Below are 16,863 nucleotides of genomic sequence, written 5' to 3' on the forward strand. Positions count from 1 at the left end.
ACGCCGCCGGTCACCCACAATCCCCCTTGGGAGCGCTCCCACACCCCCTACTCCCATGGAGATCCCTTGAAACACAGACCTCCTTCCCGCCTTTCCCGCCTGTCGAGGCGGCTCGCCGCAGCCGTGACGCTCGTGCTCGCGGCGGGCACGACCACGACCCTCGCGGCGCTGCCCGCGCACGCGGCCGTCGCCTGCGACGTGACGTACACCGCCAACCAGTGGACGAGCGGCCCCGGCCAGGGCGGGTTCACCGCCAACCTGACCCTGAAGAACACCGGCGACCCGATCAGCTCGTGGACGCTGGGCTTCGACTTCCCGACCGCGGGCCAGAAGTACACGCCCACCGGCTGGAGCGCCAACTGGACGCAGTCGGGCACCCACGTCACGGCGACCAACATGCCGTGGAACGGCAGCCTGGCCACCGGCGCCTCGACCACGCTCGGCTTCAACGGCACCTGGACGGGCAGCAACCCGAGCCCGACCTCGTTCACCGTGAACGGCGTGACCTGCGGCGGCGCCAACACCCCGCCCACGGTCGCGCTGACCTCGCCCACCGCCGGCCAGACGTTCACCGCCCCGGCCACCGTGGCCATCGCCGCGAACGCCGCCGACACCGACGGCACGGTCTCCAAGGTCGACTTCTACCAGGGCTCCACGCTGCTCGGCACCGACACCTCGGCGCCGTACGGCTACACCTGGCAGAACGTGGCCGCGGGCAGCTACTCGATCACCGCGAAGGCCACCGACAACGGCGGCGCGACCACGACCTCGGCCCCCGTCGGGATCACCGTCGCGCAGGACACCGGGCCCGCCCTCGTGGTGAGCCCGACCACGATCTCCGTGCCGGAGAAGGGGACCGCGGGCTTCGGCGTGAAGCTCTCGCAGGCGCCCGCCGCGAACGTGACCGTCACCACCGCCCGCACCAGCGGCGACGCCGACCTGACCGTCAGCGCGGGCGGCTCGCTCACCTTCACCCCGGCCAACTGGAACACCGTCCAGAACGTCACCCTGGCGGCGGCGGACGACGCCGACACCACCAGCGGCACCGCCGAGTTCACGGTAAGCGCGACCGGCTACACCCCGGTCAAGGTCACCGCCAGCGAGGCGGACGACGACCTGGGCGGCGACAACGAGTACGTCAAGCGGTTCGTCGAGATGTACAACGAACTGCACGACCCGGCCAACGGGTACTTCTCGCCCGACGGCGTGCCGTACCACTCGGTGGAGACGTTCATGGTCGAGGCGCCCGACCACGGGCACGAGACCACGTCCGAGGCCTACAGCTACTACCTGTGGCTGGAGGCGACCTACGGGCAGGTGACCGGCGACTGGGCGAAGTTCAACAACGCGTGGGCCTCGATGGAGAAGTACATCATCCCCTCGACCGCCGACCAGCCGACGAACTCCTTCTACAACCCCGCCAAGCCGGCCACGTACGCCGGTGAGTGGAACGACATCAAGCAGTACCCGACGCAGCTCGACTCCGGGGTGTCCGTGGGCTCGGACCCGCTGGCCAACGAGCTGAAGAGCGCGTACAACACCAGTGACGTCTACGGCATGCACTGGCTGCTCGACGTCGACAACACCTACGGCTTCGGCCGCTGCGGCGACGGCACGAGCAAGAACACCTACATCAACACCTACCAGCGCGGCCCGGAGGAGTCGGTCTTCGAGACCATCCCGCAGCCGTCCTGCGACACGTTCAAGTTCGGCGGCCCCAACGGCTACCTCGACCTGTTCACCAAGGACAGCAACTACGCCAAGCAGTGGAAGTACACCAACGCCCCCGACGCCGACGCGCGGGCCGTCCAGGCGGCGTACTGGGCGCAGACGTGGGCCAAGCAGCAGGGCAAGGAGTCGCAGATCTCCACGTCGGTCGCCAAGGCCGCCAAGATGGGCGACTACCTGCGGTACGCGATGTACGACAAGTACTTCAAGAAGCCCGGCTGCACCAGCACCTCGTGTGCCGCGGGCACCGGCAAGGACGCCTCCAACTACCTGCTGTCCTGGTACTACGCCTGGGGCGGCGCGAGCGACACCAGCGCAGGCTGGGCCTGGCGCATCGGCTCCAGCCACAACCACTCCGGCTACCAGAACCCGCTCGCGGCCTGGGCGCTGGCCAACGTGGCCGAGCTGAAGCCCAAGAGCGGCACCGGCGCGGCCGACTGGAGCACCAGCCTGACCCGCCAGCTGCAGTTCTACACCTGGCTGCAGTCGGCCGAGGGCGCCATCGCGGGCGGCGCGACCAACAGCTGGGAGGGCCACTACGCCAGCCCGCCGGCCGGGCTGCCGAAGTTCCACGGCATGACCTACGACTGGCAGCCCGTCTACCACGACCCGCCGTCGAACCAGTGGTTCGGGTTCCAGGCGTGGACCATGGAGCGGGTGGCCGAGCTCTACTACGCCTCGGGCAACGCCGACGCCAAGGCGCTGCTGGACAAGTGGGTCACCTGGGCGATGGCCAACACCAAGATCAACGCGGACGGCACGTACGAGATGCCGTCGACGCTGAAGTGGACCGGCCAGCCCGCCGGTGACTTCAGCGCCACGAGCGGCATGCCGCCGGCCAACCCCGGCCTGCACGTGACGGTCGCCGACTACACCAACGACGTCGGCGTGGCCGGCTCGTACGCCAAGGCCCTGATGTACTACGCGGCCAAGGCGAACAACGCCGCGGCCAGGACCATGGCCAAGGCGCTGCTGGACGGCGTGTGGAAGAACCGCGACGCCAAGGGCGTGTCGGTGTCGGAGACCAAGACCGACTACAAGCGGCTGAACGACCCGGTCTACGTGCCCCCGGGCTGGACCGGCAAGATGCCGAACGGCGACACGATCAACTCCAGCTCGACGTTCATGTCCATCAGGTCGTTCTACAAGAACGACCCCGACTGGCCCGAGGTGAACGCCTACCTCCAGGGCACCGGCCCGGCTCCGACGTTCAACTACCACCGCTTCTGGGCGCAGGTGGACGTGGCCGTGGCCCTGGCCGAGTACGGGCGGCTCTTCCCGTGAGAAAGCCGGCGATGATCGCCGCGGCGTCGCTGGTCCTGCCCCTGCTCGCAGGGGTGGGGCCGGTGGCCCACGCGGCCGCGCCCGCCTTCGCCTACGGTGAGGCGCTGCAGAAGTCGCTGTGGTTCTACGAGGCCCAGCAGTCGGGCGACCTGCCCGCCTGGAACCGCGTCTCCTGGCGCGGCGACTCGGGCCTGAACGACGGCAAGGACGCCGGGCTGGACCTGACCGGAGGCTGGTACGACGCGGGCGACCACGTCAAGTTCGGCTTCCCGATGGCCTTCTCGGCCACGATGCTGGCCTGGGGCGGCGTGGAGTACCGCGACGCCTACGCGGGCTCCGGCCAGCTCACCCACCTGCTGAACAACCTGAGGTTCGTCAACGACTACTTCGTCAAGGCCCACCCGTCGGCCAGCGTGTTGTACGGGCAGGTCGGCAACGGCGGCACCGACCACGCCTGGTGGGGGCCGGCCGAGGCCATGCAGATGAACCGGCCCGCCTACAAGATCGACGCGTCCTGCGGCGGCTCGGACCTGGCGGGGGAGACGGCGGCGGCGATGGCGGCCTCGTCGATCGTCTTCCGCCCGACCGATCCGGCGTATGCCGACAAGCTGGTGACGCACGCCAAGCAGCTCTACTCCTTCGCCGACACGGTCAGGAAGAAGTACAGCGACTGCATCAGCGACGCCCAGGGCTACTACAACTCCTGGAGCGGCTACAACGACGAGCTGGTCTGGGGGGCGATCTGGCTCTACCGGGCCACGAACGACGCCGCCTACCTGGCCAAGGCCGAGGCCGGTTACGACAACCTGGGCAACGAACCACAGACCACGACGAAGTCGTACAAGTGGACGATCGCCTGGGACGACAAGTCGTACGGCGCGTACGTGCTGCTGCACAAGCTCACCGGCAAGCAGAAGTACCTGGACGACGCCGACCGCTGGCTCGACTGGTGGACGGTCGGCGTCAACGGCTCCAAGGTCAAATACTCGCCGGGCGGCCAGGCCGTGCTGGACCGGTGGGGGTCGCTGCGGTACGCGGCCAACACCTCGTTCGTCGCGCTCGTGCACAGCGACTCGATCAGCGACCCCGAGCGCAAGGCCCGCTACCACGACTTCGCGGTCCGGCAGATCAACTACGCGCTCGGCGACAACCCGCGCAACTCCTCGTACCTGATCGGGTTCGGGGCCAACCCGCCGAAGAACCCGCACCACCGCACCGCGCACGGCTCGTGGACCGACCAGATCACCAACCCGGTCAACAGCCGCCACACCCTGTACGGCGCGCTGGTCGGCGGCCCGCCCGACCCCGACGACGTCTACGCCGACAAACGCGACGACTACGTGATGAACGAGGTCGCGACCGACTACAACGCCGGCTTCACCAGCGCGCTGGCCCGGCTCTACAAGGAGTACGGGGGAGCGCCCGCGGCGAACTTCCCGCCCGCCGAGACCCCGGACGGCCCGGAGATCTTCGTCGAGGCCGGCGTGAACGCCTCCGGCACGAACTTCACCGAGATCAAGGCCATCGTGCGCAACCAGTCGGCCTGGCCCGCCCAGGTCCTGTCGGACGGCTCGTTCCGCTACTACTTCACCCTCGACGGCTCGACGACCGCCTCGCAGATCAGCGTGTCGTCGGCCTACACGCACTGCAAGGCCCCCACGCTCGGCTCGGCCGGCGGGAGCGTGCTCTACGTGGACATCGACTGCTCGGGGCAGGCCATCGCCCCGGCCGGGCAGTCGCAGCACCGCAGGGAGGTGCAGTTCAGGATCACCAGCGCGGGCGCCTGGAACCCGGCCGACGACTGGTCGTACCAGGGCATCCCGGCCACGCCGGGCGCGACGCCGGTGCAGACGAAGAACATCACCCTCTACAGCGGCGCCACCAAGATCTGGGGTGAGCCCCCGGGGCCGGAGGAGCAGGACACGACAGCGCCCAGCAAGCCGGGCAAACCCGCGGTCTCCGGGATCACGGGCACGGCGGCGAAGCTGAGCTGGACGGCCTCCACGGACAACGTGGGAGTGACCGGTTACGACGTCTACCTGGGAGCCGCCAAGGCGGGCACGGCCACCGGCACCTCGTACGACCTGGGCGGGCTCAGCCCGGCGACGGCGTACACGGTCTCGGTGGTGGCCAGGGACGCGGCGGGCAACAGCTCGACGCCGTCCGACGGCACGTCGTTCACGACCGCCGACCCGCCCCAGGGCGGCTGCGCGGCCACGTTCAAGGTCACCAACTCCTGGGGCGGCGCGTACCAGGCCGAGGTGACCGTCAGGAACGCCGGCCCGGCGGCCATCACGGGCTGGACGGCCGCCTGGACGTCGGCCAACCAGATCACCCAGCTCTGGGGCGGCAAGCTCACCCAGACCGGCTCGTCCGTGTCCGTCAGGAACGAGACGTGGAACGGCGGGCTCGCCGCCGGCGCCACGACCACGTTCGGCTTCATCGCCAACGGCACGCCGTCCACCCCCGCCATCACCTGCACCCCCGCCTGAGCCCCCGACCCCGCCCTCGCCCCGGCCACCGAGCAGGGGCGGGGGCGGATCCACCGGCTCAGGGAAAGGCAGCACATGCGATCACCCTTCACCGCGCCGGCGCTCGCCGCCGCGCTCGTGGCCGCCTCCCTGATCCTGCCGGGCACCGCGGCGCGGGCCGCCACCGGCATCCACGTGAGCGGCACGAAGATCCTGGAAGGCAACGGCCAGGAGTTCGTGATGCGCGGCACCAGCCACGCCCACACCTGGTACCCGGCCCAGACCAAGGCGTTCGCCGACATCAGGTCGCTGAAGGCCAACACCGTGCGCGTCGTGCTCAGCGGCGGCCGGTGGAGCGCCAACTCCACCTCCGACGTGGCCGGCGTGGTCTCCCTGTGCAAGCAGAACAAGCTCATCTGCGTGCTGGAGGACCACGACACCACCGGGTACGGCGAGCAGAGCGGCGCGTACACGCTCGACCAGGCCGCCGACTACTGGATCAGCGTCAAGAGCGCCCTGGCCGGACAGGAGGACTACGTCGTCGTCAACATCGGCAACGAGCCGATCGGCAACAACGCCACCACGCCCGGCTGGGCCGAGGCCACCAAGGCCGCGATCACCAAGCTGCGCGCCAACGGCATCCACCACGCGCTGATGGTGGACGCCCCCGCCTGGGGCCAGGACTGGCAGAACGTCATGCGGGACAACGCCGCGTCCGTCCTCGCCGCCGACCCCGACAAGAACACGATCTTCTCCGTGCACATGTACGGCGTCTACGACACCGCCGCCGAGATCACGTCGTACCTGGACGCGTTCCGGGCGGCCGGGCTGCCGCTGGTCATCGGCGAGTTCGGGGTCAACCACTCCGACGGCGACCCCGACGAGGACACGATCATGGCCCAGGCCGTGAGCCGCGGCCTGGGCTACCTCGGCTGGTCGTGGAGCGGCAACGGCGGCGGCGTCGAGTACCTCGACCAGGTCACCGGCTTCGACGTCACCCGGCTCACCCCGTGGGGGCAGCGGCTGTTCAACGGCGCCAACGGCATCGCCGCCACGGCCCGGCCGGCGTCCGTCTACGGCGGAACCACCGACCCGACCCCGCCGAGCGCCCCCGGCGCCCCGGCGGCCTCGAACGTCACCTCGTCCGGCGCCACCCTGACCTGGCCGGCCGCCACCGACAACGTGGGCGTGACCGGGTACGACGTCTACACCTCGGCCGGCGTCCCGCTCGGGGCGACGGCCACCACCTCGATCACCCTGACCGGCCTGTCGCCCTCGACCGCCTACCAGGTGCACGTCAAGGCCAGGGACGCGGCGGGCAACCAGTCGGCCGCCTCGCCCACGGCCGCCTTCACCACCCTGGCCGGCGGCGGCGACGGCGGCTGCACGGCCGTGGGGACCGTCCAGAGCCAGTGGGGCAACGGGTACGTCCTGCAGCCCGTCACGGTGACCAACACCGGCACGGCCACCAGGAACGGCTGGACGGTGACGTTCACGCTGCCCGCCGGCCACACCGTGACCGGCTTCTGGAACGCCGCGGTGACGGTCAGCGGGCGGACCGTGACGGCGCGGAACCTGAGCTACAACGGCACGCTCGCGCCCGGCGCCGCCACCGCTTTCGGGGTCCAGGCCGGTCGTCCGAACGGCGACACGTCCGTTCCGTCCGGCTACACCTGCGCCGGCTAGAGAAGGAGGTGAGGCCGATCAACTGATCCTGCCCGCGACACCATCCCGCCCGGATGGGACGGACGCGGCCGGCGAACCCCCAGCCGGCCGCGTCCGTTTGCGCCGCCCGCCGTGTCCCGGCCTTGGACGCGGTCAGCGCGGGTCCTGGGCGTGGGAGAAACGTTCGCGGGCCGCGTCGATGGCCGCCTCGTCCGAGAAGTCGGCGAACGCCTCGTCGTGGTAGCGCGCGGGGATCAGCGCCCGGACCCGCTCCGGATATCCGGGCCCGGCGGCCGGCACCTTGACCTGCGGCGGCACGCCCAGCCGGACGGCGATGGGCCCCGAGGCCCGGACGGACATCGCCCAGTCGCGGCTCTCGCCGACGATCGCGCACAGGTGCCGGGCGTAGACCCAGCGCACCTCGGCCAGGCCGGCGGCGTCCGGCGGGTCCGTGCCGAACGGCTCCACCGCGCACACCACCCGCGATCCGAAGCCGTGCCCGTGGTCGTGGTGCTCCTCAGGGGTGGCCCGTTCGAGTATCAGCGTCACCTGGGCGGCGAGCTCCTGGTCGAGCCGCGCCGACTCCTGGTGGGCGGCGAACAGCGTCGCCCCGGCCAGCGCCAGGCCGGCCAGGGCGACGCCTGCCGCGATCTTCCCGCGACGTGCTCCGGTCACGGGCTCGTGCAGGTCAGCGCGGGTGCGGGGCTCGGGATCGAGCCGGTGGCGTTGAAGCCGAACGTGGTGGACGCGTTCGGCGCGAGCTGACCGTTGTAGGAGGCGTTCCTGACGGAGACGTTCGGCGGCTGGGACGACAGGACGCCGTTCCAGGGGGCGCCGTCGAAGCCCTGGCCGCCGGGGTAGGTCCACTTGACCGTCCAGCCGTTCAGTGACGTCGTGCCGGTGTTCTTCACCGTCACCTCGCCCTGGAAGTGGCCGGCCCAGCCGGTGTCGGTGGCCTTCCAGGTGGCGGTGCAGCCGCCGGGGGGCGGGGTCACCGTCGGGGTGATCGTCGGGGTGGACGTGGGCGTGCCCGAAGGCGTGCCGCCGCCGGGGCCGACGCCGGTGACCTGGCCGTTGCCGCCGTCGAAGACGACGTCGGAGCAGCTGTAGAAGTTCTCGTTGCTGTCGGAGCGGATCCAGTGGGTGTAGATGATGTGCCGTCCGGTCTTGCCGGAGGGGAGCTGGGCGTTCCAGTAGTAGTAGTTGAGCCCGCCGGGGCCGCCGCTGGCGGGCGGGTTGGTGACGCTGCCGAACGACTCCAGGTCCGACCACTTGAGCGGGCCGTCGGGGTTCCAGCCGTTCTTGGTGACGTAGTAGACGAAGGTGCCGGGGTGCTGGGCCCAGTTGCTGTGCCGCATCTGGATGCTCGCGCCCGACGTCAGGTGGGTCAGCGGCCAGTCGGAGCGGACGGCGTTGTAGGCGGTGAAGTCGTAGGGGCCGCCGGTGCCGCCGCTGCAGAGCTGACCGTCGGGGATGAAGCCGCTGGTGCGCCCGGCGCCGTCGGAACGCAGCACGGCGAACCAGTTGTAGAGCGGGGTCGCGCCGCTCTGGGCGACGGCCGCCGCGCAGGCCGGGTTGTAGGACTGGATCTGGCCGTTCTCGCGCAGGCCGTCCTGCCAGCACAGGAAGGTTCTGGCGCCGGGGAACATGGACACGCCGTGGGCCTGCGCCTGCGGCGGCGCGATCAGGACGGTGGCCAGCAGGACCAGGGCGGCGGTGAGCGCCGCCGTCCGAAAGTGTTTCATGGGGATTCCTTCGCGCAGGGGAACACAGGAACGCCCACGATCAGCCCGCCCGGCCAGCGCATTGAACCATGGGCGGCGCCGTCCCGACAACGCGGTGTGAAACTTTCAGCCGATCTCGGTCACGGTTGCCCTGGTGGCCCGGCACCGGGCCGGCGGGCGCGGGCCCGGCCGCTTGCCGTACGAGGGGCGACGCCGGGACGCTGAACGATGGGAGCGCTCCCAGCACCTCCCTCGACCAGAGAAGCGGGAGCAACATGCCATGAGGCGCGTGCAGATCATCATCCTGGCCGTCGCGGCGTCACTCGGCGCCGGCCTGCTCGCGGCACCGGCGCAGGCCGCCCCGGTGTTGTGCGAGAAGTGGGCCTCGGCCACCGTCCAGAGCGGCCGCTACATCGTCATGAACAACGTCTGGGGCGCCGACACCGCGCAATGCATAGACGTCAACCAGAACGGCGGCTTCACCGTCACCCGCGCCGACCACGACAAGGCCACGAACGGCGCCCCCGCCGCCTACCCGGCCGTCTACGCCGGCTGCCACTACGCCGCCTGCACCACCGGCAGCGGCCTGCCCGCGCAGGCGAGCTCGGCGGGCTTCGGCGCGCTGAGGTCCACGGTCGCCATGACCTACCCCGCCTCCGGGACCTGGGACGCCGCCTACGACATCTGGTTCGACCCCACCCCGCGCACCGACGGCCAGAACACCGGCGCGGAGGTGATGATCTGGCTCAACAAGCGCGGCCCGATCCAGCCGGTCGGCTCCCAGGTCGGCACGGCGACCCTGGCCGGCGGCACCTGGCAGGTCTGGTACGGCAACATCGGCTGGAACGTCGTCTCCTACGTGCGCACCTCGGCGACCTCCTCGCTCGACTTCGCCGTCGACACCTTCTACTCCGACGCCGTCAGCCGCGGTTACGCCCAGCGTTCGTGGTACCTGACCAGCGTCCAGGCCGGGTTCGAGCCCTGGGTGGGCGGCGCGGGGCTGGCCGTGGACTCCTTCACCTTCGGCTCGGGCGGCGGCACCACCGACCGGACGCCGCCGTCCACGCCGGGCACGCCGGCCGCCTCCGGCACGACCGCCGCCGCGACCACCCTGACGTGGGGCGCCTCCACCGACACCGGCGGCAGCGGCCTGGCCGGCTACGACATCCTGCGCGCCACCGGCGACACCTTCACCCAGGTCGGCACCAGCGCCACGACCTCCTACACCGACACCGGCCTGACCCCCGCCACCACCTACCGCTACCGCGTCAGGGCCCGCGACGGCGCCGGCAACCTCTCACCCGAGTCCGCGGCCGTCACGGTCACCACCCAGAGCGGCGGCGGAGGCGGCTGCGCCGTGACCGCGACCACGCAGAACGCCTGGAGCAACGGCTACGTCATCCAGCCGGTCACCGTCACCAACCGCGGCACCGCCACCCTGAACGGCTGGACCGTCACCTTCACGCTCCCGCCGGGCCACACGGTCGCCGGCTCGTGGGGCGCGAACGTCTCCGTCAGCGGCGGCGCCGTGACCGTGCGGAACCTCCCCTACAACGGCACCCTGGCCCCGAACGCGAGCACGACGTTCGGCTTCCAGGCCGCCCGGCCCGACGGCGACACACGGGTGCCCTCGGGGTACGCCTGCGCCTGACCCGGCGGGCGCGAGGGGTGCGGCTGCGCCTGATCCGGCGGGCGTGAGGGGAGAGGGTCCCGCCGTACCCCTCAGCCGGGCTTCATGGCCCGGTCGATCACCTTGAGCCTGGCCTCCAGCTCCGCCCGGCAGGCGGGGGCCAGGCGGCCCTCCCTGGCCCGGTCGGCGACCTTGCGCCGCACCTCGGCCGTGCCGGTGACCACGGGCCCGCGGACCAGCGAGTCCAGCACCTGCTTCAGGTCGAGCACCACGTCCGCGTCGGTCGTGTCGCACGGTTCGCCGTCTTCGAGCGTGTCGTGGAAGCCGTCCACGGCCTGCTCGACGGTGAGCGGCCCGGCCGGTGAGCTCCGCAGCGCCCGGGAGGCCGACGCCGAGGCGGCCGGCGTGACGGAGGGCGTGACGGAGGGCGTGACAGATGGCGTGACGGGGGGCGTGACGGATGGTGTGACCTGCGGCGACAGCACCGGCTCCGGCTCGGACCGCTGGAACCACAGCAGCACGGTGAGCGCCAGCAGCGCCGACCCCGCCGCCGTCAGCCCGCGCCGCACCTGCCGGGCGATTCCGGCCGTGCCGAGCGCCGAGGTCAGCGCCGCGACGATCTGCTCGGCCGTGGGCCGCTCCTCGGGCAGGTGCGCCAGGCAGCTCTGGCAGAGCGAGGCGACGCCGTGCGGCACGCCGGTCACCCGGGGCGGGGGATCGGTCCGGCGCGCCGCCTCGATCTCCTCCCACGTCGTCTCCGGGTACGGGGTGCGCCCGGTGAGCATGGCGAACAGCAGCACGCCCAGGGCGTACACGTCCACGGCCGGGTGGGTGGGGGCGGCGAGGAGGCGTTCCGGGGCGACGTAGGGCGGGGTGCCGCGGTCGTCGTCGGGGTCGCCGGCCCAGGCCGCGATGCCGAAGTCGAGCAGCTTGGGGCCGTCGGCGGTGAGGAGCACGTTCTCGGCGGTGACGTCCCGGTGGACCAGGCCGCGGGCGTGCCCGGCCATCAGCACGCGGGCCAGCCGCAGGGCGATGGCCGCCGCCTCGGTCCACGGCAGCGGCCCCTCGGCGATGCGTTCGGCCAGCGGGGTGCCGTCGAGCAGGGGCATCACGACGTACGCGGCGACGCCGCCCTTCGCGGTGACGGTCTCGCCGTAGTCGTAGATCTCGATCGAGTCCCGGTGGATGAACCGGGCCGCGGCACGGGCTTCGCTGCGCACCCGGACGCGTTCGCCGTGGTCGGTGTGGAGGGAGGCGGTCAGCACCTTGACCGCGACCAGCCGCTGCAACGACTGGTCGAAGGCACGCCAGATGACCGACATGCCGCCGTGGGCCAGCGGGTCCAGCAGCAGGTACCGCCGGGCCAGCACGTCCCCCGGCTCAAGCTGACTCACGGATGACCAGTTCCGTGGGCAGGACGGGGTCGATCCCCGTCGCCCCGGTCAGCAGCAGGCGGGTGGCGACCGTGGCGAGCTCCTCGACGGGCTGGCGGATGGTGGTCAGCGCCGGGACGGTGTGCCGGGCCACGGGGGCGTCGTCGAAGCCGATCACGGCGACGTCCGCGGGCACCTTGCGGCCGGCCCGGCGCAGGGCCTGGATCGCGCCGGCCGCCATCAGGTCGGAGGCGACGAAGACGGCGTCGAGGCCGGGCGCGTGGCGTAACAGCCACTGCATGGCGTGCGTGCCCGAGGCCGCGGTGAAGTCGCCGTAGGCCACGGGCACGTCGGGGGCGCCGGCCGACCGCAGGGTGCGGACGAGCCCTTCGAGCCGGTCGCGGGCGGCGGGCAGGGAGGGCGGGCCGCCGATGGCCGCCACGTTCCTGCGGCCCTGTAACAGCAGGTGCTCGGCCGCCTGCCGGCCGCCGTCGAGGTTGTCCACGTCGGCGTAGGGGAGTTTGAGGTCGTGGGGCGGCCGGCCGATGTTGCGGACCGGGATGCCGGCGGTGGACAGCTTGATGGCCAGCGGATGGCGTTCTCGCGCGCCGACGATGAGGACGGCGCCCGACAAAGCGGGCAGCGTGGAGGAGGTGGGCGTCACGGTCGTCACCATGAGGTGGGTGCCGTGCTCGGCGATCACCGCTCCGGCGGCGGACAGGAGCCTGGCGTAGTAGGGCTCGGAGAACAGGCGGGGGAGATGGTCGCAGATCACCGCCGTGACGCCGTCGGTCAGCGTCTTGGCGGCGCTGCCCCTGGGCGCGCGTTGTCGGACGTAGCCCATGCGGGAGACGGCGTCGTAGACTTGCCGGCGGGTCGAGGTACTGACCCGCACCGAGCCCGTGAGGACTCGAGATGCGGTCGCGGGGGAAACCCCTGCAGCGGCCGCCACCTGTGCCAGTGTGGGCTGCTCGGTCATGGAGCACCTCGCGGAAAGATCCTGGGAGCGCTCCCACGTTACCAATGTTTCGTCGCTGTTAATAGGGCCTTTGCAGGGGGTGCGTCCGGGTGTGCGGACGCCCGCCGAATCTGCTCAGGTGGGGGCGGTGGTCACCGCCCGAGGTTTTCCCGCCGCAGGTCGATCACGACATATTGCCCGTCCGTAAGGGGTATCCGGGACGCGCCGGATACCCCTGACGCCTGTCTCTAGCGCCTGCCCCGGCCGCGGCCGTGACCGTTGCCGTCGCCGAACTGGTAACCCTGGCCGGGGCCGAAGTCGCCGTCGGGGTTGACGTCGGTGAGGCCCTGGTCCCTGTCGTCGGGCTCCTGCCTGCGGGGGGCGCAGCCCTGGCCGCAGCCGCCGAAGCGGGAGGAGTCGACCGGGGTGAAGGCCGTCGCCGGGGTGCCCTTGAGCGCGGCCTTCATGGTGGCGTTCCAGATCGGGCCGGGGATCGAGGCGCCGAAGACCGAGGGGTAGTACTTGCCGCCGATGGTGATGCTGTTCAGCTTGTGGGTCGTCGAGCCGCGCGGGTCGCCGATGCTGACCGCGCCGGCCAGGTCGGGGGTGAACCCGGCGAACCAGGCGGTGGCCTGGTCGTCGGTGGTGCCGGTCTTGCCCGCCGCCGGCCGGCCGATGCCGCCGACCCCTCGCATCGTGCCCTTGGTGAAGACGCCGGACAGGATGTTCGCCGCCGCGTCGGCGACCTCGGGGTCGAACGCCTGCGTGCACTTGGGCTTGTACTCGGTCACCTTGCCGTTGCGGTCGGTGATCTGGGTGATGGCCGTCGGCGGGCAGTACTTGCCGCGCGCGCCGATCGCCGCGTAGGCCGTGGCCACGGTCACCGGGTCCATCTCGTTGATGCCGAGCGTGAACGTCTCGAACTCCTGGAGCTTGCCGCCGTCGGAGCGCTTGATGCCGAGCGACTTGGCGGTCTCGACCACCTTGCAGAGGCCGACCTTCTGCTCCAGCGTCATGAAGAACGTGTTCACCGAGCCCCAGGTGCCGGTGGCCAGCGACTTGAAGCCGCCGCCGCCCTCGTCGTTGGTGACGGTGTGGCTGGGGTCGCCGACGTTCTGGCCCTTGCAGTTCTTGAACGCCCAGTAGTTGGGGGCGGTGTAGCCGCTGCCCACGTTGAAGCCGTCGTTGATCTTCATGCCCTGCTTGAGCGCGGTGAGCAGGGTGAACGTCTTGAACGTCGAGCCGGCCTGGAAGCCGACGCCGCCGCCGTGCACCGCGTCGGCCACCACGTTGTACGACATCTCGTGCTTGCGCCTGGAGTTGCCGTACTTGCGGCTGGCGGCCATGGCCTTGATCTCGCCCGTGCCCGGCTTGACCAGGGCCTCGGAGGCGACCGGGTTGTCGGAGGCGTAGACGTGCTTCTTGATGGCCTCCTCGGCGGCCTTCTGCATCTTCGGGTCGATCGTGGTCTTGATCTCCAGGCCGCCCCGGTTGAGGAACTGGGTGCGGGTCTTCTTGGTCTTGCCGAAGGCCGGGTTGCTCAGGATCTCGTTGCGCACGTACATGCAGAAGTACGGGTACTGGCTGGCGCCGCAGCCGCCGGGCAGCGGGGTGCCCTTGTAGCCGAGCTTCTTGGCCCTGGCCTCCTCGTGCTGCTCAGGAGTGATCTTCTTGAGCTCCAGCATCCGGTCGAGCACCACGTTGCGCCGGTTGAGCAGTTGCGCGCGCGACTCCTTGCCCAGGTTGGGGTCGGTCCGGTTCGGGTCCTGGACCGCGCCGGCCAGCGTGGCCGCCTGGGGGAGCGTCAGCTCGGCCGCCGAGACGCCGAAGAACCGCTTGGCCGCCGCCTCGACGCCGTACGCGCCGGCGCCGAAGTAGGCGATGTTGAGGTACTTGCCGAGGATCTCGTCCTTGCTGTACTTCTCCTCGACCGCCATCGCGTAGCGCAGCTCCTTGAGCTTGCGGGCGTAGCTGGCTTCGAGGGCCGCGTTCTTCTCCTTCTCGGTGGTGGCCGAGTTGAGCAGCACCTGCTTGACGTACTGCTGGGTGATGGAGGAGCCACCCTGGGCGATGCCGCCCCTGCTGAGGTTCTTGGCGAGGGCGCGCACGGTGCCCTCGATGTCGATCGCGCCGTGCTCGTAGAAGCGGTAGTCCTCGATGGAGATGATGGCCGTCTTCATGATGTCGGCCACCTGGTCGAGCGAGACGTTCTCGCGGTACTCCTCGTAGAACTGGGCGATCTGGTTGCCCTTGGCGTCGAGGACGGTCGTCTTCTCGGCGAGCGGCGGTTCTTTGAGGTCTTCCGGTTTGATGTTCAGTTCCTCGGATGCCGAGACGAACATCGCTCCGGTGCCGCCGACCGCCGGCAACGCGATGGCCGCGGCCACCACTCCCGCGGCCATCGCAGCCCCGGTCAGGCGCACGATGCTCGACATTCGGGAACCCATGCGGAAAAACCTCCCCATCTCGGCTTTTGGGTGCATCCTAAACCCGCCCATGACCTGCTCTCTGTAAAAAGACGAAGCGCGCGCCGGCGGTGGATGCTTCTACCCCGGGTGAGACGCCGAACCACGGGATTTGGTTCGCCGGGTTTCCCGTCGAATTCGTTTCCTGTGGGTCTGCGGGGATAGGGCGTGGTCATGACTTCTCACCGAGTGTTGCCACGCGAGCAGGCACGGGTCCGTGAGCCGGTCACCGCTCCCCGCCGGAGGCCCGTCCTGGACGACACCCTGACGCTGCTGCTCGACCCGTACCGCTTCATCGGCGACCGGGCGCGGCGGCTCGATTCCGACGTCTTCGAGACGCGGCTGCTGCTCCAGCCGACCATCTGCATGACCGGCGCGCAGGCCGCCGAGGTGTTCTACGACCCCGAGCTGTTCGTCCGGGACGGCGCCGCGCCCCGGCGGCTCCAGGCGACGCTGTTCGGCAGGAACGGCGTGCAGGCCCTCGACGGCGAGCCCCACCGGGCGCGCAAGGCCATGTTCATGTCGCTGATGGGCCGGGAGGGCCGCGACCGGCTGGCGGAGCTGGCCGGCCGGCGCTGGCGCGAGCGCATCCGCGCCTGGCAGGGCATGCCGCGGATCGTCCTGTACGAGGAGGTCAGCAGGCTGCTGTGCCAGGCGGTCTGCGACTGGACGGGCGTGCCGCTGCCGCCGGCGCGGGTGCCCGAGGTCACCGCCACCCTCCAGGCGGCCATCGAGGGCGCGGGCGGGCTCGGCCCCCGCTACCTGCGCGGCCGGTACGCCCGGATCAAGGGCGACCTGTGGCTGTCCGGCCTGATCCGCTTCGCCCGCGAGGACCCCGGCCGCTTCGCCGGCACGGTGACCGGCCTGATCGCGGGCTACCGCGACCCCGACGGCACCCTGCTCCCGGCCAGGACCGCGGCCGTCGAGCTGCACAACGTGCTGCGTCCCACGGTGGCGGTGGCCAGGTTCGTGACGTTCGCGGCCATGGCCCTGCACGCCCACCCGGAGTACTACGAGCGCGTCCGCGAGGGCGACGAGCAGTTCGTCGAGCACTTCGTCCAGGAGGTACGCCGGTTCTACCCGTTCTTCCCGTTCGTCGCTGCCAGGGTGGCCAAGCCCTTCACCTGGAACGGCGAGCACTTCCCGCAGGGCCGGCGGACGCTGCTCGACCTGTACGGCATCGACCACGACCCGCGGCTGTGGGACCGCCCAGGCGAGTTCCGCCCGGAACGGTTCGCCGAATGGGACGGCGGCGAGTACGACTTCGTCCCCCAGGGCGGCGGCGACCACTACGAAGGGCACCGGTGCCCCGGCGAGTGGATCACCGTGGACCTGATGAAGCTGGCGGTGACCGCGCTGACGCGCTGGATGACCTACGGCGTGCCGGCCCAGGACCTGCGCATGCCGTCGTGGCGCGCCCCGGCCGTCCCCAACAGCCGTTTCGTCATCGACCAGGTCGAGGCCGTCTGAGATTCGGGCAGCGCCGGGCAAAGAAGCGTGTTGTCGCGCGGGTGCGCGCGCGAGGGTCTGGCAACGTTCACCGGGGCGGTTCTTCCTGGCCTTGG

General features: G+C 71.0%; 10 protein-coding genes. 5 read left to right on the forward strand and 5 right to left on the reverse strand.

The features are described 5' to 3' along the window. Positions 1-123: 123 nt before the first annotated feature. The 3 genes from AB0J76_RS05880 to AB0J76_RS05890 all read left to right on the forward strand — a co-directional run bounded on the left by AB0J76_RS05880 (position 124) and on the right by AB0J76_RS05890 (position 7,169). The gene (locus AB0J76_RS05880) at positions 124-3,012 is read left to right on the forward strand and encodes a glycoside hydrolase family 48 protein (protein ID WP_352327870.1); all 2,889 of its coding nucleotides are present in this window, start codon (positions 124-126) and stop codon (positions 3,010-3,012) included. Positions 3,013-3,023: 11 nt separating this feature from the next. Further along, a complete protein-coding gene (locus AB0J76_RS05885) occupies positions 3,024-5,504 on the forward strand; it encodes a glycoside hydrolase family 9 protein (RefSeq protein WP_352327873.1) in 2,481 nt (826 codons plus the stop codon). 75 nt (positions 5,505-5,579) lie between these two features. Further along, positions 5,580-7,169 (forward strand): cellulase family glycosylhydrolase, encoded by a 1,590-nt coding sequence (locus AB0J76_RS05890; RefSeq protein ID WP_352327871.1) that lies wholly within the window; start codon positions 5,580-5,582, stop codon positions 7,167-7,169. Between the two features lie 132 nt (positions 7,170-7,301). Here AB0J76_RS05890 and AB0J76_RS05895 read toward each other — a convergent pair whose 3' ends face one another. Beyond that, entirely contained in the window at positions 7,302-7,823 is a 522-nt protein-coding gene (locus AB0J76_RS05895; protein ID WP_364388885.1) for a hypothetical protein, read from the reverse strand. Beyond that, the gene (locus AB0J76_RS05900; RefSeq protein WP_352325291.1) at positions 7,820-8,893 is read right to left on the reverse strand and encodes a lytic polysaccharide monooxygenase; all 1,074 of its coding nucleotides are present in this window, start codon (positions 8,891-8,893) and stop codon (positions 7,820-7,822) included. The genes AB0J76_RS05895 and AB0J76_RS05900 overlap by 4 nt, the downstream gene beginning before the upstream one ends. Positions 8,894-9,161: 268 nt before the next feature. Here AB0J76_RS05900 and AB0J76_RS05905 point away from each other — a divergent pair, with 268 nt between their 5' ends. Then, positions 9,162-10,523, forward strand: a complete 1,362-nt coding sequence (locus AB0J76_RS05905) for a cellulose binding domain-containing protein (RefSeq protein ID WP_352325290.1) — start codon at positions 9,162-9,164, stop codon at positions 10,521-10,523. A 71-nt stretch (positions 10,524-10,594) separates the two neighbouring features. Here AB0J76_RS05905 and AB0J76_RS05910 read toward each other — a convergent pair whose 3' ends face one another. The 3 genes from AB0J76_RS05910 to AB0J76_RS05920 form a co-directional block, all read right to left on the reverse strand. Further along, on the reverse strand, positions 10,595-11,896 hold the full coding sequence (locus AB0J76_RS05910) for a serine/threonine-protein kinase (protein WP_352325289.1): 1,302 nt from the start codon (positions 11,894-11,896) through the stop codon (positions 10,595-10,597). Beyond that, positions 11,883-12,854 carry a LacI family DNA-binding transcriptional regulator gene (locus AB0J76_RS05915; protein WP_352325287.1) on the reverse strand — a complete coding sequence of 324 codons (972 nt, stop codon included), beginning with the start codon at positions 12,852-12,854 and terminating at the stop codon, positions 11,883-11,885. Before AB0J76_RS05915 ends, AB0J76_RS05910 begins: the two co-directional genes overlap by 14 nt. Positions 12,855-13,081: 227 nt before the next feature. Beyond that, complete coding sequence (locus tag AB0J76_RS05920) at positions 13,082-15,268, reverse strand: transglycosylase domain-containing protein (protein ID WP_364388890.1); 2,187 nt, start codon at positions 15,266-15,268, stop codon at positions 13,082-13,084. Positions 15,269-15,472: 204 nt separating this feature from the next. Between AB0J76_RS05920 and AB0J76_RS05925 the strand changes: the two genes are divergently transcribed. After that, complete coding sequence (locus AB0J76_RS05925) at positions 15,473-16,768, forward strand: cytochrome P450 (RefSeq protein ID WP_352325285.1); 1,296 nt, start codon at positions 15,473-15,475, stop codon at positions 16,766-16,768. Positions 16,769-16,863: the final 95 nt, after the last annotated feature.

Source organism: Nonomuraea sp. NPDC049624, from assembly GCF_040675255.1.
Taxonomy (GTDB): Bacteria; Actinomycetota; Actinomycetes; order Streptosporangiales; family Streptosporangiaceae; genus Nonomuraea.